We start from the raw sequence: 20748 nt of genomic DNA, 5'->3' as shown, positions 1-20748 counted from the left end.
CGCTGAGAATTTTTGAGCGCCATGGTGCGGAATATTGGTTAGCGCCGCCGCGCCGCTCCTGTGAATGTCCGGACAAAGAACCGGGGATTCCAACAAGGAGACGTGACATGGATATGGGTGTGTTCATCCCGATCGGGAACAACGGCTGGCTGATCTCGAAAGCCTCGCCGCAGTACAAGCCCAGCTTCGAGCTCAACAAGCAGGTGGTGCAGAAGGCCGAAGGCTACGGGCTGGATTTCGCGCTCTCCATGGTCAAGCACCGCGGCTTTGGCGGCGAAACCGAGTTCTGGGACTACAACCTTGAAAGCTTCACCCTGATGTCGGCGCTGGCGGCCGTCACCAGCAAGATCAAGCTCTTTGCCTCCACCGCGATCCTGACGCTGCCGCCGGCGGTCGTGGCGCGGATGGCAACCACCATCGATTCCGTCGCGCCCGGGCGTTTCGGGATCAACATCGTGACCGGCTGGGCGCCGAATGAATACACCCAGATGGGCCTCTGGCCGGGTAACGAGTACTTCGGGTATCGGTACGATTACGCCAGCGAATATTGCCAGGTGATGAAGGAGCTGTTCGAGACCGGCGCCTCCGACTTCAAGGGCGAACACTTCACCATGGAAGACTGCATGATGAAGCCGATGCCCGAGAACAAGATCGAGATCGTCGCCGCCGGCCAGTCGGATCGCGGCATGGCCTTCTCGGCCGAATACGCGGACTACTCGTTTGTCATGGGCATGGGCGTGAACACACCCACCGTCTTTGCACCCGTCGCCAAGACGCTGGCCGATGCCGCCGCCAAGACCGGGCGGGATGTCGGCGCCTACGTCCTCTTCATGGTGATCTCGGCCGAAACCGACGCCGCCGCGCAGGAGAAATGGGAAAGCTTCCGCCTCGGCGCCGACATGGAGGCGCTCAAGTACATGGGCGTGCAGGGCGCGCAGGACGAAAACGCATCGGACGGCTCGACCGCCAAGGCGATCAACCTTCCCGAGGGCGCGGTGAACTTCAACATGGGCACGATCGTCGGGTCCTACGAGAGTTGCGCGCGGATGCTGGACGAGGCGGCGGCGGTGCCGGGCGTGAAGGGCATCATGATGACCTTCGACGACTTCCTTGTCGGCATGGACGACTTCGGCACGCGGATCCAGCCGCTGATGAAGTCGCGCGCCAACGTGCAGATCGCGGCGGAGTAACCTCTTCCTTCCCGCCACGATGACCCGGCCCGCCATCACGGCGGGCCGCTTTCGCTTGAGGACCCCGCGATGGACGGCATGACGACAGCCAAGGCCCTGCACGACCTGACCGCCACCGAGGCGCGGCAGATGATCCGCACGGGCGCGATCACGGCGCTCGACCTGACCCGCGCCTGCCTGTCCCGCATCGCCGCGCGCGACGGGACGCTGCGCGCCTGGGTCACGGTCAACCCGCGGGCCGAGGCGGAGGCCGCCACCATCACGCCCGACGATCCCCGCCCGCTGGCCGGCGTGCCCGTCGCGGTGAAGGACATGATCGACACCGGCGACATGCCGACGACGCACAACTCGCCGCTCTACGGCGGCCATCGCCCGGCCGAGGATGCGCCCTGTGTCCAGATCCTGCGGGCGGCCGGGGCCATCATCCTTGGCAAGACCGACACCACCGAGTTCGCCGCCGCGGGGCGCAACGCGGCCACCGGCAACCCGGCCGATCCGGCGCGGACCTCGGGCGGGTCCTCGGCGGGTTCGGCGGCGGCGGTCGGCGACCGGCACGTGCCGCTTGCCATCGGCACCCAGACCGGCGGGTCGACGATCCGGCCGGCCTCGTTCTGCGGGGCGGTCGCGCTGAAGCCGAGTTGGGGCCTGATCTCGACCGAGGGGGTGAAGCGCTATTCGACCAGTTTCGACACCGTCGGCCTCTTTGCCCGGTCCGTCGCCGACATCGCGCTGCTGGCCGATGTCTACGCGTTGCCGCCCGCCGCCGATCCCGCCGCCCGGCCGCGCCTCGGCCTGACCCGGACGCCGCATTTCGCCCGCGCCGAGCCCGAGACCGAGGCGCTGTTCGAAGGTCTGGCCGCGCGTCTCGCCCCGGTGGCGGACGTGGCGCCCTTCGACCTGCCCGAAGGATTCGAGGCGGTCGATACGTTGCACCGCTGCGTCATGCACACCGAAGGGGCGGTGGCATTCCTGAACCTCGCGCGGACCCGTGGCGCGCTGCTGCATGCGGATTTCCATGACCGGGTGAACCTGGGCGCCGGCTTTTCGCAGCGGGACCGCTACGAGGCCTACGACCGCCTTGCCGCGTTACGGGTGGAGTTGGAGCGCAGGATGCAGGGCTTCGACGCACTGATCGCGCCCTCTGCCCCGGGGTTCGCGCCGATTGGCCGCGGGCCGGGCGATCCCGTCTTCAACGCGCTCTGGACCGCGATGCAGGTGCCGGTGCTGAACCTGCCCCTCGGCGGGTGCGACCTGCCGCTCGGGCTTTCGCTGATCGGAACACGTGCGGGGGACCGGGCGCTCATCAAGACGGGCGCGACACTCGCGCCCGCCCTGGCCTGAGCCAACCGACCTGTCGCGGGATCACTCGCTCAGGAACTTGCCGCGGAAGAAGGTCAGCGGCTCACCCTGCCCGGCCGCCCTGACGCCCTTGACGGCCCCGATGACGATCGAGATGTCGCCGTGTTCGATCACCTTCTCGACCGCGCAGTCGAAGACGCCTAGCGCGTCGAGGTAGACCGGCGCATCCGTCGCCAGCGTGCCCCAGTCGCCCTCTTCGAACACCTTCTCGCCCTTGCCGCCGAACATGCCCGCGAGGTCCGCGCATCCGACCGGCAGGAAGTTCACCGCGAAATGCCCGCTCTCGAGCACGCCTTCGAGGGCCGAGGTCTTCTTGTCGATCGACACCAGCATGGTTGGCGGATTGGCTGTCACGTGCGCGGCCGACAAGCCGAGGAACCCCTGCGACCCCGCCTTGCCCTTCGTGGTCACCAGCGTCGCACCGATGGGCCGTTCTCCCAGCGTGCGCCAGAATTCCCCGATGCCCACATCCTCGCCGGTCGCCGTCACGGCGCTGCCCTGCATGTCCTTCATGTCCTTGCCTTCTTTCCTGCGAATTTATCCGACGGTCTGCTCTTCGCGCTTGCGCGCCAGCTGTGACAGCGCCACCGCCAGCACGAGGGCACCGCCGTAGAACAGGTTCTGCACGAAGCTCTGGATCCCCAGCATCGTCAGGCCCGAGATGCCGATCACGATGAAGTAGACCGCGACGACCGAGCCTATCGGGTTGAACCGCCCCGGGGTGATCGCGGTCGCGCCGAGGAAGGCGGCCGCGAAGGCCGGCAGCAGGAAGGTATTGCCCGAGTTGGGGTCCGCCGCGCCGATGGTGCCGGCATAGATCACGCCCGCCAGCGCCGCCATCGTGGCCGAGGTCATCAGCGCCATGAACCGCACCCGGTCGACCTGGATGCCGGACAGCCGCGCCACCTCGCGTCCGCGGCCGACGAAGAGCAGCCTGCGCCCGGCCGAGGTGTAGCCGAAGACGTACCAGATCACCGCCGCCATCGCGATCGCGTAGTAGAACGCCAGCGGGATGCCGAGGACGCGGGTACCGACGACCGCCATCACCAGCGCAAAATCGATGCCCGCGATGGTGGCCGAGTTCGACATCCAGAGCGTGAGGCCGTTCAGGAAGGTCCCGGTGCCGAGCGTCACGATCAGGCTGGGGATCCGGAAGTAGAGGATGAAGAACGCGTTGACCGCGCCCGCGATCATCCCGACCGCCAGCGCGCAGAGGATGGCGACCGGCAGCGCCACCCCCATCCGCGCGTTCAGCACCGCGATGGTCATGGCCGCGATGGTCAGCACCGCCGCGATCGACAGGTCGAAATCGCCCGAGGTGAGCGGGATGATCAGTGCCAGCGTGAGGAAGACCAGCACCGCCTGCGAGCCCAGCATCGTCGAGACGTTGGCCCAGGTGAAGAAGGTGTTCGGCAGCAGCACCGCGAAGATCGTGAACAACACGACCAGCGCCGCGACCAGCGCGTAGCTTTCGGCGATGCCGGCCCAGTTGATCTGCCGCGTCCGGGGCGAAGCGATGGCCATCTCGGTGTTCTCGGCGGTCATGCAACTTCCTCCTGCTTGCCGTCATGGTCGGCGGCCGGGCGAGTGGCCCCGTGCGCCTTGAGTGTTTCCTCGGAGATCCGGTCCTTGGTGATCGCCTCTCCGGTCAGTTCGACCGCGATCCGCCCCTTGGAAAAGACGATCACTCGGTGGCAGATCTGCGCCAGCTGCTCTGCATCGGTCGAGGCGACAAGGACGGTCGTGCCCTTGGACGCGCTCTCGTCGATGGCCTGGAACAGCTTCTGCCGGGCGCCGACGTCGACGCCCTGCGTCGGCTCGTCCAGCATCAGGAGCCGCGGGCCGGTTTGCAGCCACTTGGCCATCAGAACCTTCTGCGCGTTGCCGCCCGACAGGCTGCTCAGCGCCTGGTGCGGGCGGTTCGGGCGGATGTCGTACTTCTGGCCTAGGGCCAGCACATGGGCGTCGATGCGCGTCCAGTCGATGCCGAACCAGCCGCGGAACTCGGACAGCACCGGCAGCGCCATGTTCTCGGCGATGGACAGCGATCCGACCCCGGCCTTGCCCAACCGGTCGGCGGGCAGGAAGGCGATGCCGTGATCGAGTGCGCGGTCGGGGGTCATCCCGGCAACCGGGAGCGTCTTGCCATCAAGCGCGACCGCCCCCGCCTCGCCCTTCATCGCGCCGTAGATCGCTTCGGGCACACGGTCGAAGCCGGACCCGATCAACCCAGTCAGCCCGACGATCTCTCCCTGCCGCAGGTCGAGGTTCACGCCGCTGACGTCCCCGGCGGCAAGCCCCCTGACCGACACGCTCACCGGCCGGTCCACAGGGACCCGGCGGTTGCCCTGGAAAAGCGTCACCTTCTCGCCCACGATCAGCTCGATGAAGCGCTCGTGGTCGGCTTCGGCCGAGACCACGGTGCCCGCCAGCCGCCCGTCGCGCAGGATGGTGGCGCGGTCGGTGATCTCGCGGATCTCGTCGATGTCATGCGCCACGAAGATCACGGATGCGCCGTCGGCCACCACCGAACGGACCAGCGAAAAGAGCTGGTCGACACCCGACTTGGGCAGGAACGGCGTGGGTTCGTCGAGGATCAGGATGCCGCGCCCGCCCCCTGAATGCCGCCGCACCTCCTCGAAGGCGCGGGTGATCGCGACGAGGGCCCGGTCCGCCTGGCTCAGGTCCGCGACCCGGGCGGCGGGATCGATGGCCAGGCCGAACCGCTCGAAGGTCTCGGCGACCTGGCGCCGCGCCTTCGACCAGCGGATGTTCCAGGTCTGCCCGACGGCGAGGTCGTTCAGCAGCATGTTCTCGAGCACCGTCAGCGTCGGCATGAGCGCGAGGTGCTGGTGCACGAAGGAGATCCCCAGCCGACGCGCCCCGCCCGCGGGCATCGGCAGGGTCGCGCCCCGGCCGTAGAGGAGCAGTTCGGCCCCCGGCTCGGGCGCGTGCAGCCCGGCCAGGATCTTGATCAGCGTCGACTTGCCAGACCCGTTGGCCCCGAGAAGGCCGTGCACCTCGCCCGGCATCACGGCCAGTTCCACGTCGTCGAGCACCTTGGTCGTGCCGAAGACCTTGGAGACGTGCCGCGCCTGCAGCGCGGGGGCCTCCCCGGCACGCGCCGGGGAAGACCGTCCGAGAGCGAGGCGAGCGGGTCTGGCTGCGCCATCACTCCAGACCCCAGAGGGTGCGGAAGCCGCCGACATGCGCATCGCCATAGCCCTTGTCGAGCTCGGCCGGGCTGCCCGCCGTGGCCGCGTTCGAGGCGTCGAAGATGTAGAACGGCACGTAGAGCTCGTCCGGCACGTCGCCGACGTCGCACATGTCGCGCATGTAGGCGTCGAGGGACGACCGCGCGATCCAGCCCAGGCTCTCGCCGATGTCCATCTGCACCGAGCCCTGCTGCACCATGTCGAGGATGAAGGGCGTGCCGTTGAACGACGCGATCGGCATCCCGGTCTTGCCGGTGATCGTCAGGGCGGGCAGCACGAACTGGGACATCGAGTTGTAGATCGGGAAGATGTAGTTGATCGACGGGTCCTGCAGCAGCGCGGACTGTGTGGTCGTCTGGATCTTGGTCGCCCATTCCGCCAGCGGCACGTTGTAGTAGGTCGCCTTGCAGTCCGGGCAGAGCTCGGCCAGCTTGGCCTCGAAGCTCTTCCAGTAGGGCTGCGAGGGCGGCACGTCGTCGGTGCCGATCACCAGCACGTTGGCGTTCCCCTCGGTCTGGGTCACGATCCAGGCCGCGATGATCTCGCCCACGCGGGAAAAGCTGAGCGGCAGCGAGACGTCCATGTCGACATCCTCGGCCTCGGTCGTCACGTCGCGGTGGTGCGAGGCAAAGACCTTGAGCCCGGCTTTCTTCAGCATGTCGACCTGGGGCGCCAGCGCGTCGGGGTCGATGCCCGCCATGAAGTCGACCGCGTCGTAGCCGTTGGCGATGGCGTATTCGACGCCCTGCACCCACTGGGTCGGCTGGCCCTGGTTTTGCCAGTGCCGCACCTCGAAGCCGACTTCCTCGGCGGCGGCGACCATGCCTTCTTCGATGCCCGCGGCGAAGGGGATGGAGGAGGAGGCCGGGATCGACAGGATCTTCTTGCCCGCCATGCAGGCGGCAGCGTCAAACGGCTGGCCCGGCGCCTCGAAGGTCGGCAGTTGCGAATGTTCGTCCACGATCGCCTGCGCGGCGGCAAGATCGGCCTCGGCATGCGCTGGCAGCGCCGCGGCGGCCAGCACGAGGCCCGCCGCGGCGGTCACGCCGCGCAAGCCGCTCGTCTGGGTGCGGTTGTTGGTCATCGGTCATCCCTGTGGTTTCTGTCGTTCGTTGCTGCCAATGCGACGCCCGGAAAGGACCGATCAGCATGGCCCGATGAGAGGTCGCGCAGGCGCATCCGGTCAATGTTAAGTTCGTACATATGAGGCTGAGAAAAACTAACCGGGGAGCGAATTGACAGCGATCCCCGGGCGGTAAAAGTCTGGGGTATCACGGCGCGATCCGAGGGGTCTGATCGGCGCACCCGCATTTGAACTGAATAAGTCCGTATTTATGAAAGACGCCTCGATCGACACCGAAACGGCACGCCCCGTGCCGCGCCACGCCCCCCGGCTGGCTTCGGCCCTGACGCTCACCACGCTGTCGCAGATCTCGGCGACCTCGTCGGTGCTGGCGTTGACCACGATCCCGACGATCGTGGCCGCGGCACTTGGCGTGGCGCCGCACCTCGTCGGCTACCAGGTCAGCCTGATCTATGCCTCTGGGGTGTTCTTCTCGATGCTGGCCTCGGGGCTGGTGAAACGCTGGGGCGCGGGACGGGTCGGGCAACTGGCGCTGCTCCTCGCCGGGGCGGGGTTCCTCGGGATGGCGACCGGATCGCTCGTCGGGATCGCCGTCGCCTCGGTGCTGATCGGCATCGGCTACGCGCTTAACAATCCATCGTCCTCGCACATCCTGTCGCGGCTGGCACCGCCGCGTCGGCGCAACCTGATCTTTTCGGTCAAGCAGGCGGGCGTGCCGCTCGGGGGATGCTCGGGGCGCTGGCGATCCCGCCGCTGGCGCAGGCGCTCGGCTGGCAAGCGGCGCTGCTGGTCTTTGCCTTGATGCCGCTCGGACTGGCCGCCGCCTACCAGGTCCTGGCCCGCGGCTGGGACACCGACCGCGTGCCCGACACCCCGGTCGGGCGCGGCATCTGGCGCGGGCAGCGGCTGGTCTGGCAGGACCCGGACCTGCGCGCGCTGGCGGTGCTGGGGTTCCTCTACTCGGCGGTGCAGCTCTCGATCTCGACCTTCGTGGTGGCGATGCTGATCGAACAGTTCGGCTGGCCGCTGCTCGCCGCCGCCTCGGTCGCGGCGCTGATGCAGGCCAGCGGCGCGGTCGGGCGGGTGTTCTGGGGGCTGGTCGCGGACCGCCTGGGATCGGGGATCCTCGTCCTCGGGATCATCGGGGCGCTGACCGGGCTCTGCGCGCTCGGCTTCGGGCTCTTCGACGGGTACCCGGCGGCGGGGGTCGCGGTGGTGATGCTGGCGGGCCTGACCGGATCGGGCTGGAACGGGGTCATGCTGGCCGAAACCGCGCTGGCGAGCCCCCCGGGCGGGACGCTCACCGGCGAGGTGCTGACCTACACCTTCGTCGGCGTGATGGTCGGGCCCGCCCTCTTTTCGACGCTCTACCTCGTGACGGGCAGCTTCACCGGCACCTTCGCGCTTTTCGCGATGCTGGCCTTTGCCGGCTGCGCCCTCGCCCTGGCGCGGCACCGCCGCCTCAGGTTGGCGGCCTGAGGTCAGGCGGCCAGCGGCGCGGGCGGCAGTTCCGAGATCAGCGCCTGCGAGAACCGCCGCAGCATCTCGCGCGCTTCCTCATGCTCCTCGGGGGACCAGCGGTCGAGGACCTCGGCCAGCCGCTGGCGGTAGCGTTCGGTCATGTCCCGCACGGCGAGGCGCCCGGCCCCCGTCGCGGCGGGCGGAGCCCCGGGCGGCATGGTGACAAGGCCACGGGCGGACAGGCGGTCGGCCACGGCCCGCAGCTCGGCCGGGGTCTCTGCCGCGTCCTGCCCGAGGGTGTCGAGATGCACGGGTCCGTCCCGGCGCGCCAGCTGGATCAGCAGCCAGATCTCGTCCGGCGCGAGGTCGAGGTCGAGCCGGTCGGCGATCCGCTGGATCGTCTGCCACCGGTTCTCGCGCCGGCTGACCCGGGTGGCGATGGCCCTGAGTTCGGCGAGCGAGGTCGCCTGCCGCGGCAGGGCCAGGCCTTCGCCCAGCTCTTCGCCGCGGGTCTCCTCGCTCAAAGGCACCTCCTTCAGCAGAAGGCTCAGCACCAAGGCCAGCACCGCGATCACGGCGGCGGCAAGGTAGACCGGCTGAAGCGCGTCGGCATAGGCCTGCACGTAGAGCGCCTGCTGCTCTGGCGTCATGGCGGCGACCATGGCAGGGTTGACCTCTTCCGGGATGACGACGCCGGGCGGCGCATGGTCGGCCAGCTGCGTGGCAAGGCCCGCCGCGAAGATCGCGCCGAAGATCGACACGCCAAGCGCCCCGCCCATCGACCGGAAGAGCGAGGCGCCCGAGGTCGCGGCGCCGAGGTCGCGGTAGTCCACCGCGTTCTGCACCGCGAGGATCAGCACCTGCGTTACCATTCCGATGCCGAGACCCAGAACCATCGTGTAGGCCGAGGCGGTCCAAACCGGCGTGTCGACATCCAGCGTCGACAGCAGGAACAGGCCGAAGGCGGTGATCGCGCTGCCGAGGACGGGAAAGACCTTGTAGCGCCCGGTGGCCGAGATGATCTGCCCGCTGCCGATCGAGGTCACCAGAACCCCGGCCATCATCGGCGTCATCGCCATGCCCGCGCCCGCCGGCGACATGCCCTTCACCACCTGCAGGTAGAGCGGCATGTAGGTGATCGATCCGAACATCGAGATGCCGATGATGAACCCGACCGCCGCCGCGATCACAAAGGTCTGGTTGCGGAAGAGCGTCAGCGGCAGGATCGGTGCCTCGGCCCGGTGCTCGGCCAGCACGAAGCCGGAGAGTGCCATCACCGAGGTCAGCGCCAGCCCCAGCCCGAGGGGCGAGCCCCAGGCCACCGTGTGCCCGCCGAGGCTGGTCAGCAACACCAGCGCGGTCAGTCCGATCGCCAGCAGCGCTGCCCCGGCATAATCGATGGCCGGCGCCGCCGTGTCCGCCCGGGCCGTGAACACGATCTGCAGCACCACGAGCGCCAGAAGGCCGAGCGGCAGGTTGATGTAGAAGATCCAGTGCCAGCTGAAGTGCTCGACGATGAACCCGCCAAGCAGCGGGCCGATCACGGTCGAGACGGCAAAGACCGCCCCGGTCAGCCCCTGGTAGCGGCCACGTTCGCGCGGGCTCACGATGTCGCCGATCGCCGCCATGGCCGACACCATCAGCCCGCCGCCGCCCAGCCCCTGCACCCCGCGAAAGAGCGTCAGCTGCCACATCGTCTGGCTCAGCCCGCAGAGGGCGGAGCCGATCAGGAAGATGACGATGCCACTCTGGAGGACTACCTTCCGGCCATAGAGATCGCCGAGCTTGCCATAAAGCGGCGTCACCACCGTGGCGGCCAGCATGTAGGCCGTCACCACCCATGAGATATGTTCGAGCCCGCCGAGGTCGGCGGCGATGGTCGGCAGCGCGGTTGAGACGATGGTCTGGTCGAGCGAGGCGAGCAGCATCACCAGCATCAGCGCCCCGAAGACCACCAGCACGTGGCGGTGGTCATCCTGCCGGGATGCGGTGTCGGTCGTGGGGGTGGCGTCGGTCAAATCGCGGGCCTCCGAAATCGGGAACGGTCGGAAAGCGGTGTCTGAAATGCGTGTTCAAGGGCTATGCCACGGCCGATGCCAAGGCAAGCGCGCCGTCATCTGCCCGTTGTCCGGGCAGCCGACCGCCATAGCGCGCGGCGGTCGGGGCGCCGGGGGCCAAGACGCTTGCTCGTGGCGGCGCGGGCCTGCAGAGTCCCCCGCAGGTTCGACAGCCAACGGGGGCAAGATGCCGAGATTCGACAAGATCACCCAGAGGATCCTGCAGATCCTGCAGCGCGACGGCCGGATCACCAATGCCGACCTTGCCGCCCAGGTGGGCATTCCCGCCACCTCGATGAGCGACCGGCTGCGCCGGCTCCAGCGCGACGGGGTGATCACCGGCTACGGCGCCCGTCTCGACCCGCAGAAGCTGGGACTGGAGATGCTGGTCTTCATCGAGATCCTGCTCGACAAGACGACGCCGCAAGTCTTCGAGAAGTTCAAGTCGGCGGTGGCGGACGCGCCTCAGGTGCTCGAATGTCACATGGTGGCCGGCGGCCTCGACTACCTGGTGAAATCCCGCTTCCACTCGATGGACGAATACCGCCGCTTCCTCGGCGAGGTGGTGCTGACCTGGCCCGGAGTGAGCGAGACGCGCACCTACGTGGTGATGGAAGAGATCAAGAATGACGGCCCGCTGCTGGTGAACGGCTGAAGTTGGACGCGGCCCGCACACGGTGTGCCCGGGCCGCCCCCTGTCGTGCTCTGTCAGACCTCGGGTTCACCGCCGAGGTAGAGCCGTTCCATCGCCGGGTCGTTTAGCAGGTCACGCGCCGGCGCGGTCAGCGCCACGGAGCCGAGGTTCAGCACATATGCCCGGTCCGAGATCGACAGCGCCTCGTAGGCGTTCTGTTCGACCATGAGGATGCAGAGATCGGCCTCGTCGCGGATCCGCTCGATCGCATCGAAGACCTCGTGCATCATCGCCGGTGACAGCCCCGCCGAGGGCTCGTCCAGCAGCAGTATGCGCGGCCCGGCCATCAGCGCGCGGGCCAGCGACAGGATCTGCCGCTCCCCGCCCGAGAGGGCCGAGGCCTTGCGCCGCCGCTTGTTCGCCAGCGTCGGGTACTGCACCATCAGCGCGTCGAAGCGTTCCGCCCGGGTCTGTCGATCCAGCGCGCGCGCGCCCATCAGCAGGTTCTCGGTCACCGTCATCGTGCGGAACACGTTGTCGGTCTGCGGCACGTAGCCGACGCCGAAATGGCGCACCTTCTCGTGGATCGGCACCGCTTCGGCATGTTGGCCGTCGATCCGGACCTCGCCCTGCCGGGGCTTCAGGAACCCCGCCACGGTCTTCAGCAGGGTCGATTTCCCGCAGCCGTTGGGGCCAAGGATGGTGACGATCTCGCGCGCATGCGCGTTCATCGAGATCGACTGCAGGATGTCGGGCCCGTCGCCGTAGCCCGCGTGGACGTTGAGTGTCTCGATCATCGCGCGGTCTTTCCCTTCTCGATCGCCTTGCCGAGGTAGGCCTCGACCACCGCCGGATTGTGCTCCAGCTCCTCCGGGGCGCAGTCGGCGATCAGCTTGCCCCGGTCCAGCACGATGCAGCGGGTGCAGAGCTGCCGGATGAAGAGCATGTCATGCTCGATCACCAGCAGCGTCGTGCCCTGCCGGTTGGCGGCCTTGAGCGCGCTCACCATCTCGGACCGCAGTTCGGGGTGAACGCCCGCCGTCGGCTCGTCGAGGCAGAGCAGTTCCGGCGCGCCGCGCATCGCGAGTGCGACCGACAGCAGCTTCTTCTGCCCGCCCGACAGCGAGCTGGCCGGCAGGTCCGCCACCCGCGACAGGCGGAAGGTCAGCAACAGGCGGTCGACCCGGCTGTCGCGCGCGGGCGTGCGCAGCATCCGTCGCGCAGTACCCGCGTCGGTGTCGGCCGCGCGCAGCACGTCGCGCACCGTCATCCGGCTGGGCATGGCCGGCAGCTGGAAGGTCCGCGCCAACCCGGCCTGTGTGACCCGATGCGCGGGCAGCCCGGTGATGTCGCGCCCGGCGATGGCGACGGTGCCGCCGTCCGGTGCCATGAACCCAGAGATCGCGTTCAGCAGGGTCGACTTGCCCGACCCGTTCGGGCCCAGCAGGCCCACGATCTCGCCCCGGTTGATGGTGACATCGACCCCGTCGAGCACCTGGTGCGCGCCGAAGGCCTTGGAGAGCGTGTCGAGTGTCAAAAGCGGTTCAGGCATTCGCGCCTCCGATCTTTTCCGGGAAGAGGCCCTTGGGCCGCCAGATGAGGAAGGCGAGGATGCCGCCGCCGACGATGACCAGCCGCGTCGCCGCGACGAAGTCCGACGGCAGGTCGAACCAGTCCTTGATGAACGGCACGTAGGCCAGCGCGAACTGCATCAGGAACGCCCCCGCGACCACGCCCCAGTTGTTGGCGACGCCGCCGATGATGACCATCGACCAGATCAGGAAGGTCTCGGCCGAGAGCAGTTGCTCGGGCCCGACAAAGGTCAGGTAGTGGGCGTAGAAGAAGCCCGCGATGGCCGCCATAAGCGAGGAGACCACCATCACGATGCGGCGGATGCGGTCGAGGTCGTAGCCGAGCGCGCGCGCCAGCTGCGGCTCTTCGCGCATCAGCTTCATCGACAGGCCGAAGCCGCCCCGCGCGATCCGCTGGCAGAGCCAGAGCGCCGCCAGCAGCAGCACGGCATAAAGCGCCAGCCGGGCCAGTCCGGCCTGTCCGCCAAGACTCGCGAAGGTCACCGGCAGGCCCGAAACGCCCTGCGCCCCGCCCGCCAGCGCCTGTTCGTTGGTAAAGACCAGGCGCATGATCTCGGCGATCGACAGGGTCGCGATCCCCCAGTAGTCGTCCGACATCCGGGTGCCGAGCCGGGCCAAGAATAGGCCCATGAGCACGGCAAAGACCAGACCCAGGACCAGGCCCGCCGCGGGCGGCCAGCCCCAGAGATGGGCAAAGGCGGCGCCGTAGATGCCGCAGCCGAAGAGCGCGATCAGCCCGAAGTTGACGAGCCCGGTAAAGCCCATCTGCAGATTCAGCGCCAGCGCGAGGATACCGTAGAGACAGGCGACCGAGGTGACGTGGACAAGGAAATCAGACACGGTTCACCTCGCTCGTGAAAAGGCCGGAGGGGCGGAACAGAAGGAACAGGATCAGGATCCCGAAGCTGACCGTCTGGGCGTAGCTCGCCGGCAGGAACAGGAAGTCGGACCCGACCAGCGGGCCGAAGTTGGTGTTGGTGACGAAGGTCTCGGCGGCCGAGATGACCAGGGCCCCCGCGACGGCGCCAAGCGCATTGCCCAAGCCGCCAAGGATGGCGGCGGCGAACACCGGCAGCAGCATCTGGGTGCCAAGGTCGATCGATACCGAGCCGCGCATCGCCAGCGTCATGCCGCCAAGCGCGGCCAGCACGCCCGAGAGGAACACCGTCGCGTTGATCACGCGGCGGGTGTCGATCCCGCTGGCAGCGGCCAGCACGGCGTTGGTGGCGGTGGCGCGCATCTCGCGCCCAAGCCGGGTGAGGAACAGGATCGCGGCGAACCCGCCTAGCGCGGCCACCGTGATCGCCAGCGTCGAAAGCTGGTGCACCGTCACGCGCGCGCCGAGCACGCGCATCGCCGGGGCGACCGGCAGTTCGAACCGGTAGGCGGTCGGCCCGAAGGCAAGCAGGAAGACCGCCGACAGGATCATCGACAGGGCCAGCGATCCGATCAGCGCGATCGGGCTGCCCTCTTCCAGCAGGCGTTCGAACAGGAGGACATTGAAGACGACGGCCAGCAGGCCGACCAGGACGGCCGAGACCGGCAGCGCCAGTGTCAGCGGCAGGCCGGCCTGTTGCAGCATCATCCCGACGAAGGCGCCGGTCACCGAGTACTGGACCAGCGCAACGTTGGGGAACTTGATCAGCGAATACACTCCGCTCAGGGCGACGGCGATCAGGGCGAGGTCCAGCGCCCGGATGATCGTGTCGATCAGGAATTGGAACATGGTGTCTCTCGTACGGCCCCGGGGACCGGGGCAAGGGGTGACCCGCGCCGACAGGGTGAACGGCGCGGGTCTTTTCAGGCCGACCCGAGGTGTCGGCCCGCTGCTCGGGTGGGGATCAGTCCACCGTGACCAGGTCGTTGCCCTCGACCTTGAACTTCAGGTACGGCTGCGACATGCGCTGACCGTCCGCGTCCAGCTTGATCTCGCCGGTTGCGCCTTGGAAGCCTTCGTCGCCCAGCTTGCGGATCGCCTCGAGGATCGCCGTCTTGTCGGTCGATCCGGCCATCTCGATCGCCTTGGCGGCAAAGAGGACGGCGTCATGCGCGTAGCCGCCGTAGGCCGACAGGAAGGTCTCGCCATAAGTGTCTTGGTAGGTCTGGGCATAGCCTTCGCCGCCCGCGCCGAGGTAACCGACGTCCATCCCGGTCAGCCCCTGCTTGAAGTCCGGCGCCGTGTCCTTGTTCATCATGGTGATCAGGATCGAGTACCATGGCGCATCCTCCTGCAGGCCAAGCTCGAAGCTTTCCTGCATGATCAGCGCGGCATCGGTGCCATAGGCGGTAAAGACATAGGCATCGGGGTCGGTCGCCTCGAGCTGCTGGAGTTCACGCCGGTAGGACGGCTGGCCGCCGGTGAAGAGGACCGAGGTCTTGACCGACCCGCCCATCTCTTCGAGGTGCTTCTGGAACTCGTGCGCGACGCCCTGGCCGAAGGCGTTGTTCACGGCCAGCACGGCGACGTTCTTCCAGCCGTTGGCGATGACTTCCTTGGCCGCGAACTCGGTCGAGACGTTGTCGAGGCCGACCATCGAGAACGAGGTCGGGCCGATGTTGCGCACCAGCCCCGAGGTCGAAGCCGGGTTCAGGTGCGGAATGCCCTCCTGCACAAGGTATTCCCCCATAGGCAGCGTGATCCCCGACGAGTAGGAGCCGATCACCAGCGGCACGCCGTCGACGGTGACGAGCTTGCGGGCAGCGTCGATGGCGGTCTGCGGCTTGCCGGCGCTGTCCTCGATGATGACCCTGATCGGTTCGCCCAGCACACCGCCGGCGTCGTTGACCTCCTTGACCGCAATCTCGATCCCGCGGCGCTGGTCCTCGCCCGGTGTCGCGTTGGAGCCCGAGAGCGGAATGACCGCGCCGAGCGTGATCTCGGCCAGTGCGGCGTTCGCACCCAGGATGGTCGTCGCGGCCAGAAGAGCGGCGACGGCCGTTTTGTTCGTTTTCATGGATAACCTCACAAGTTGGGAGTACAAAAAAATATACGCTAGAATATTCGTAGACATATCCGCTGTATATCCGAAAATGTTGCAGGTGCTACGCCGTGAAGGGTCAGGCCCGTTGAAGATCCGGGAATTGCATCCCGATCATGTCGAGCCACATCGCGCGACGGAAAATCCCGATGAACGTGACCTGAGGACACCGAATCTCTAAGCTTCCGAAAAGAGCCAGGGAGCAGGCATGAAGGACAACACGACGCTGGTCGGGCAGACGGTGCAACGCATCCGGTCGATGATCATCGCGGGCGATTTCCCCCCGGGCATCGCCTGCTCGAGGATGTACTGACCGAGGAACTGGGCGTCGGCCGCACCCCCCTGCGGGAGGCCCTGCTGATCCTGCAGGGCGCCGGGAACGTCGAGCGGCGGCATGGCTGGTACGTGCCCGAAACCAAGCCGGGCGACCTGCCCTCGCTCTTCAACGCGCGGTGCTATGCCGAGGGTGCACTGGCCGCGCTGGCCGCGACCCGGGCAAAGCCGGAACATATCGCCGGGCTGGACCGCGTCTGCACCCAAATGGAGCGTTGGCCCGAGATCTCGCGCGGGGAGTTGAACAAGCTCAACACCGCCTTCCACGACGCGATCCGGGACATCGCCGCGAACCGCTACCTCGCGGGGTTCCGCGACCAGGTGATGTTCCACCACTGGCAACTGCGGATGCCCGTCATGTTCACCGACGCGCAGATCGTGGTCAGCCACCAGGAACACCGCGCCATCCTCGCCGGCATTAAGGCGGGCGACCCCGATGCCGCCGAACGGGCGGCCCGGGCGCATGTCAACACGACCCGGGCCATCGTCATCGAGGTGCTGGAAAGCATGGCGGCCTCCCGCGCCGCCGCGGGTGCACAGGATCCCTCGTCGATCCTGAACCTCTAGGCCCGGTCAGGGGCGCCGCATCTCCAGCAGCACGGGCCCTTTGAGCGGCCCCATCCCGCGCACGGTCGCATCCAGCGCGGCGGCATCGTCCGCGCGCAGGTAGCGCAGGCCGTAGGCCTCGGCCTGCAGGCGGAAGTCCGGCGGGCTGGGGGTGACGCCCTCGGGCGCGATCCCGGCGGCGCGCATGTATGTCTCGATCTCGCGGTAGCCGTGGTTGTTCCAGACCAGGAACAGGATCGGCAGTCCCTCGTCCCGCGCCGTGCCCAGCTCGGCGAGCGAGAACTGCAGCCCGCCGTCACCGGTCAGGCAGACCACCGGCCCGGGCGCGCCGAGCGCCGCACCGACCGCCGCCGCGGGGCCGTAGCCAAGCGCGCCGTATCCGGTGGCAGAGTTGAACCAGAGCCCCGGCGCACCGGGTTCGCAGTAGTAGTTGCCGGCATAGACCAGCTGCGTGGAATCCCCCACGAACCGCACGCCGGGGATGGCGTCGCGCAGGACGTTCAGGATGCCGACCTCTTCGCGCACCTTGTCGGACAGCCCGGCCCAGGCGGCCGCGCGCGTGTCCGCCGCGCGCCCTGCCCCGCCGCTGGCAGCAGGCGCCACCCCCTCGGCAAGGGCCGCCAGTGCCTCGGCCGCGCCCGACAGCAGCGCCACGGCCGGGCGTGGGCCGCGGGCCATCTGGACTGCGTCGCGCTCGATCCGGATCAGGGCCGGCAAGTCGGGAAAGCCGCCGTCCACGTCGATGTCGTAATCCGTCGGGCCGAACTGCGTGCCGACGGCCAGCACCACGTCCGCCGTCGCGATCAACCGCCGGACCTCGGCGCGGCTGGGGCTGGCGGGCACGGCAAGCGGATGGTCGTGCAGCAGCCCGCGCGCGTTGGCGGTCAGCACCACCGGGGCGTCCAGCGCCTCGGCCAGCGCGGTCAGTTCCGCCCCGGCCCGCACCGCGCCGCCCCCGGCCAGGATCACGGGCGCCCGGGCTTTGCCGAGCATGGCGCGCGCGGCGGCCATGTCCCCGGCCCCCGCCTGCACAACCGGCAACGCCGCGACCGGCGCGTCGGGCAGGTCGATCCGCTGGGTCATAACGTCGGTCGGGATCTCAAGGTGCACCGGGCCCGGCCGCCCGGTCGCCAGCCCGACAAAGGCCCGGTCGATGGCGGCAGGCAGGTCCGCGCCATCCATCAGCGTGATGCTGTCCTTGGCGAAGGTCCGCATCATGCCAGCCTGGTCCGGCAGTTCGTGCAGGCAGCCCTGCCCCCGCCCCAGCGTTGCCCGCGCGTTCACGCCCGAAATCACCAGCATCGGGATCGAGTCCTCCCGCGCCTGCGCCATCGCCGTGATCGTGTTGGTCAGCCCGGGCCCGGTGATGACGAACGCCACCCCCGGCCGGCCGGTCACGCGGGCATAGCCGTCGGCCATGAACCCCGCGCCCTGCTCGTGGCGCGGCGTGACGTGCCTGATGGGCGACGCGGCAAGCCCGCGGTAGAGCTCGGCGGTGTGCACGCCGGGAATGCCGAAGACGGTGTCGACGCCGTGACGTTCCAGCAGGGTGATCAGCGCCTCGCCGACGGTGGGCCGGGTATCGGTCATGCCGGCTGTCCTTCCTGCGCGCGGGCAAATTCGGCGATCCGGGCCGCGGCCTCGGCGATGCGCTCGTCGGGCACGGTCAGGCTGACCCGGATGAAGCCCCGTGCCTCGTCCCCGAAGGATGCACCGGGCATCACCGCCACGCCGCGTTCCTCGAGCAGGCGCAGGGCAAAGGCCTCCCCGTCCAGCCCCGTCGCGCGCACGTCGATCAGCATGAACATCCCCGCCTCGGGCATGAAGCAGCTGAGGGTGTTGACCTCGCGCAGGGCGGCGGCCAGCTGGTCGGCCCGGCGCTTGTAGGCCTCGCGCATGCGGCCCGCGACCGCGCTGCCGGCCTCGATCGCCTCGGCGGTCATGTCGGCGATGAAGGGCTGGTTGCCGAACAGCATCGTCTCGGCCACCGGCAGCAACCGGTTGATGAACTCGGGCGACCCGACCGCCCAGCCCGACCGGAAGCCCGGTGCGGCATGGGATTTCGAGATCGAAGAGACGCAGACCACGCGCTCGGCCAGGTCCGGGTCGTCCAGCGGCGAGGCAAAGGGCACACCGTCAAAGATCAGTTCTTCGTAGACCTCGTCGCTGATGATCCAGAGGTCGTGTTTTCGGCATACCGCGCCGATCGCCGCGATCTCCTCGGCCGACAGGACCGCGCCCGTCGGATTGTGCGGCGCGTTCAGGAGCAGCACACGGCTGTTCGGCCGGATCGCGGCTTCAAGATCCTCGGCGCGCAGGTGGAACCCGGTCTCGGGCCGCAGCTTCACGGTCTGCATCTCGGCCCCGGTCGCGCGTACCACGCCTTCGTACGAGGCATAGAGCGGGTCGGGTACGATCACGCCATCGCCCGCCTCGGCCAGCGTCAGCATCGAGGTGAAGAGCGCGGTCTGCGTTCCGGGGAAGCAGGCGAACTGGTCGGTGCCGATCGGCCGGCCGCTGCGCGCGGTGTAGCGGTCGGACAGCGCCTTGAGCAGCTTGGGCTCGCCCCGCCCGCTGGAATAGCCGGTGCGCCCGGCCTGCACCGCGCGCAACATCGCCTCGCCCAGGGCGGGGCAGGCGGGAAATCGGGTTCGCCGATGGTCAGTTCGAGCACGTCCCGGCCGGCGGCCTTCATCGCGCGGGCCTTGATGTGGACCGTCCACTTGTCGGAGCCCAGCCCCGAGAGCCGGTCGGAAATCGTCGCGTAGTGCATGGTCAGCCCTTTCTAGTCGTTCAGGGTCAGGTCGAGGATCGCCTCGACCGAGCGTGTGGCGGCCTCGATCAGCTGATCGGGGTCGAACAGGTCACCGGCCAGGCAGCCCTCGACCCAGAGGCCGTCGAGCACGCCGTTGATCGCGATGGCGAAGCCCTCGCTCACCGCCGGGTCGAGCGTGCGACCCTCGGCGGCGCAGACCTCGCGGATCAGCGCCTCGAGCGTGTGGCGGAAATCGAGGTAGGCCTCGCGGTGGATCGCCGCCATGGCCGGGTCAGCGTGGATGGTCGAGATGAACGAGGCCCAAAGTGACAGGGTGCGCGGATCGACCACCGGCGGGGTGAGGTTGGCTTGGATGAACGCGCGCAACCGCGCCCCGGGGCTGCGCCCCTCGTCGGTGATCGCCGCGCGGGTGGCGTCGGTCATGGTCGTCATGGTGTGGCGGTAGGCCGCCTGGATCATCTCTTCCTTGCCGGAAAAGTAGTGGCGGATCAGGCCGTTGGTCACACCGGCCCGCTCCGCGATGTCGCGCACGGTGGCGCCCTGCAGACCGCGCGCGGCCACCGCGTCGAGGGTTGCCTCGATCAGGGCCGCGCGGCGGGATTCAGGTTCCCTTGAGAACGCCTTGCGGCTCACGCCGCCCGCCGCAGGATCGGCCGGGTCAGGCAGGTTGGCCCGCCCTCGCAGGCGATGCAGAGCGCGTCGGCCTCGAAGGTGGTGACCTTGCAGCCGGCGGATTCCATCAGCGCCCTGGTCTCGGGAAAGCCGTCGATCATGATCAGGTCGCGGGGCTTCACCGGCAGGACGTTGAGGTTCAGACCGTTCGACGCGGCGAATTCCGCGTCCGGGGCCACGATCAGTTCGTATCCCCGAGCCTTAAGCAGCTGGTAGAACGGCGCGGGCAGCAGCGGGGCATGGACCAGCGCCAGCTTGTCGTCGAGCGGAGAGATCACCGACATCAGGTGCAGGCAGGCCTCTTCGCCCTGCCAGAGCGGCAGATCGAAGCCCAGCACCTCGATGCCGTGCGGGTTCAGCATGGCGCGCAACTGCTCGATCCCCGCCTCGTTCGACCGGACGCCGCGCCCGACGACCAGCGTTTCGGCGTCGAGCCAGACACAGTCGCCGCCCTCGATCTGGCCCGGCGCGGTGATCCGGCCCAGAACCGGGATGCCCGCCGCCTGGTAGACCGCCGCGTGGCCGTCCACCTCGGCCCGGCGCAGCGGCTTGCCCATGTTCAGCAGGATCGCGCCGTGATCGGTCATCAGCGACGGATCATGGGTGAACATCGCATCCGCGAGGCCGTCGCCGCCGTCCTCGTACCACAGGATCTCGGCCCCCGAGGCCGCCACCAGGTCCGCGAATCGATCGTACTGCGCGATCGCCTTCTCGGCGTCGAAGGTCGGGCCGTAGTGCCATTCGCCCGCATTCGCGGCCCGCAGGCTCGGTCCCGGACGTCGCATGACGACGCGCTCGATGGGAGTGGCCATAACTTGTGCACCGAACGT

18 protein-coding genes and 2 pseudogenes are annotated in these 20748 nt (G+C 68.5%); 6 read left to right on the top strand and 14 right to left on the bottom strand.

Features of this window, described 5'->3' with window-relative positions; genetic code table 11:
- Positions 1-107: 107 nt before the first annotated feature.
- Both rutA and ACE2AC_RS16900 read left to right on the top strand, forming a co-directional pair.
- Positions 108-1190 (top strand): pyrimidine utilization protein A, encoded by a 1083-nt coding sequence (gene rutA / locus ACE2AC_RS16905; protein WP_375688590.1) that lies wholly within the window; start codon positions 108-110, stop codon positions 1188-1190.
- 78 nt (positions 1191-1268) lie between these two features.
- Positions 1269-2531: an amidase gene (locus tag ACE2AC_RS16900; RefSeq protein ID WP_375688589.1), complete on the top strand. Its 1263-nt coding sequence runs from the start codon at positions 1269-1271 to the stop codon at positions 2529-2531.
- 21 nt (positions 2532-2552) lie between these two features.
- Here ACE2AC_RS16900 and ACE2AC_RS16895 read toward each other — a convergent pair whose 3' ends face one another.
- From ACE2AC_RS16895 to ACE2AC_RS16880, 4 genes are all read right to left on the bottom strand, one after another.
- Positions 2553-3062, bottom strand: coding sequence for a flavin reductase family protein (locus ACE2AC_RS16895; protein ID WP_375688588.1), 510 nt, complete (start codon positions 3060-3062; stop codon positions 2553-2555).
- Between the two features lie 24 nt (positions 3063-3086).
- A complete protein-coding gene (locus ACE2AC_RS16890) occupies positions 3087-4094 on the bottom strand; it encodes an ABC transporter permease (protein ID WP_375688587.1) in 1008 nt (335 codons plus the stop codon).
- Entirely contained in the window at positions 4091-5608 is a 1518-nt protein-coding gene (locus ACE2AC_RS16885; RefSeq protein ID WP_375688586.1) for a sugar ABC transporter ATP-binding protein, read from the bottom strand. Before ACE2AC_RS16885 ends, ACE2AC_RS16890 begins: the two co-directional genes overlap by 4 nt.
- A 112-nt stretch (positions 5609-5720) precedes the next feature.
- Entirely contained in the window at positions 5721-6848 is a 1128-nt protein-coding gene (locus ACE2AC_RS16880) for a sugar ABC transporter substrate-binding protein (protein WP_375688585.1), read from the bottom strand.
- 250 nt (positions 6849-7098) lie between these two features.
- Here ACE2AC_RS16880 and ACE2AC_RS16875 point away from each other — a divergent pair.
- Positions 7099-8327 (top strand): annotated as a pseudogene (locus tag ACE2AC_RS16875) (MFS transporter).
- Between the two features lie 2 nt (positions 8328-8329).
- Here the strand turns inward: ACE2AC_RS16875 and ACE2AC_RS16870 are convergent.
- On the bottom strand, positions 8330-10327 hold the full coding sequence (locus tag ACE2AC_RS16870; protein WP_375688584.1) for a DHA2 family efflux MFS transporter permease subunit: 1998 nt from the start codon (positions 10325-10327) through the stop codon (positions 8330-8332).
- Positions 10328-10553: 226 nt separating this feature from the next.
- On the opposite strand from ACE2AC_RS16870, the gene ACE2AC_RS16865 reads away from it, so the two are divergent.
- Complete coding sequence (locus ACE2AC_RS16865) at positions 10554-11021, top strand: Lrp/AsnC ligand binding domain-containing protein (RefSeq protein ID WP_375688583.1); 468 nt, start codon at positions 10554-10556, stop codon at positions 11019-11021.
- 53 nt (positions 11022-11074) lie between these two features.
- On the opposite strand, the gene ACE2AC_RS16860 is transcribed toward ACE2AC_RS16865, so the two are convergent.
- The 5 genes from ACE2AC_RS16860 to ACE2AC_RS16840 all read right to left on the bottom strand — a co-directional run bounded on the left by ACE2AC_RS16860 (position 11075) and on the right by ACE2AC_RS16840 (position 15546).
- Positions 11075-11797 (bottom strand): ABC transporter ATP-binding protein, encoded by a 723-nt coding sequence (locus ACE2AC_RS16860; RefSeq protein WP_375688582.1) that lies wholly within the window; start codon positions 11795-11797, stop codon positions 11075-11077.
- Positions 11794-12552: an ABC transporter ATP-binding protein gene (locus ACE2AC_RS16855; RefSeq protein WP_375688581.1), complete on the bottom strand. Its 759-nt coding sequence runs from the start codon at positions 12550-12552 to the stop codon at positions 11794-11796. The genes ACE2AC_RS16860 and ACE2AC_RS16855 overlap by 4 nt, the downstream gene beginning before the upstream one ends.
- Complete coding sequence (locus tag ACE2AC_RS16850) at positions 12545-13432, bottom strand: branched-chain amino acid ABC transporter permease (RefSeq protein ID WP_375688580.1); 888 nt, start codon at positions 13430-13432, stop codon at positions 12545-12547. The genes ACE2AC_RS16855 and ACE2AC_RS16850 overlap by 8 nt, the downstream gene beginning before the upstream one ends.
- On the bottom strand, positions 13425-14318 hold the full coding sequence (locus tag ACE2AC_RS16845; protein ID WP_375688579.1) for a branched-chain amino acid ABC transporter permease: 894 nt from the start codon (positions 14316-14318) through the stop codon (positions 13425-13427). The genes ACE2AC_RS16850 and ACE2AC_RS16845 overlap by 8 nt, the downstream gene beginning before the upstream one ends.
- A gap of 115 nt (positions 14319-14433) precedes the next feature.
- On the bottom strand, positions 14434-15546 hold the full coding sequence (locus ACE2AC_RS16840) for an ABC transporter substrate-binding protein (RefSeq protein WP_375688578.1): 1113 nt from the start codon (positions 15544-15546) through the stop codon (positions 14434-14436).
- A 318-nt stretch (positions 15547-15864) separates the two neighbouring features.
- Here ACE2AC_RS16840 and ACE2AC_RS16835 point away from each other — a divergent pair.
- A pseudogene (locus ACE2AC_RS16835) lies at positions 15865-15909 on the top strand (hypothetical protein); the annotation flags it as partial.
- Between the two features lie 66 nt (positions 15910-15975).
- The gene (locus ACE2AC_RS16830; RefSeq protein WP_375688577.1) at positions 15976-16470 is read left to right on the top strand and encodes a GntR family transcriptional regulator; all 495 of its coding nucleotides are present in this window, start codon (positions 15976-15978) and stop codon (positions 16468-16470) included.
- A gap of 6 nt (positions 16471-16476) precedes the next feature.
- Here the strand turns inward: ACE2AC_RS16830 and ACE2AC_RS16825 are convergent, their stop codons facing one another.
- From ACE2AC_RS16825 to ACE2AC_RS16810, 4 genes are all read right to left on the bottom strand, one after another.
- Positions 16477-18060, bottom strand: coding sequence for a 5-guanidino-2-oxopentanoate decarboxylase (locus ACE2AC_RS16825; protein WP_375688576.1), 1584 nt, complete (start codon positions 18058-18060; stop codon positions 16477-16479).
- Positions 18057-19085: a pyridoxal phosphate-dependent aminotransferase gene (locus tag ACE2AC_RS16820; protein ID WP_375688575.1), complete on the bottom strand. Its 1029-nt coding sequence runs from the start codon at positions 19083-19085 to the stop codon at positions 18057-18059. The genes ACE2AC_RS16825 and ACE2AC_RS16820 overlap by 4 nt, the downstream gene beginning before the upstream one ends.
- A 170-nt stretch (positions 19086-19255) precedes the next feature.
- Positions 19256-19879, bottom strand: a complete 624-nt coding sequence (locus ACE2AC_RS16815; protein ID WP_375688574.1) for a TetR family transcriptional regulator C-terminal domain-containing protein — start codon at positions 19877-19879, stop codon at positions 19256-19258.
- On the bottom strand, positions 19876-20730 hold the full coding sequence (locus ACE2AC_RS16810) for a dimethylarginine dimethylaminohydrolase family protein (RefSeq protein ID WP_375688573.1): 855 nt from the start codon (positions 20728-20730) through the stop codon (positions 19876-19878). Before ACE2AC_RS16810 ends, ACE2AC_RS16815 begins: the two co-directional genes overlap by 4 nt.
- Between the last annotated feature and the right edge of the window lie 18 nt (positions 20731-20748).

This window comes from Pseudooceanicola sp. LIPI14-2-Ac024 (genome assembly GCF_042188925.1).
Classification (GTDB): Bacteria; Pseudomonadota; Alphaproteobacteria; order Rhodobacterales; family Rhodobacteraceae; genus Pseudooceanicola.
Note: the sequence above shows the minus strand (reverse complement) of the source record. Positions and strands in the feature narration are given on the sequence as shown.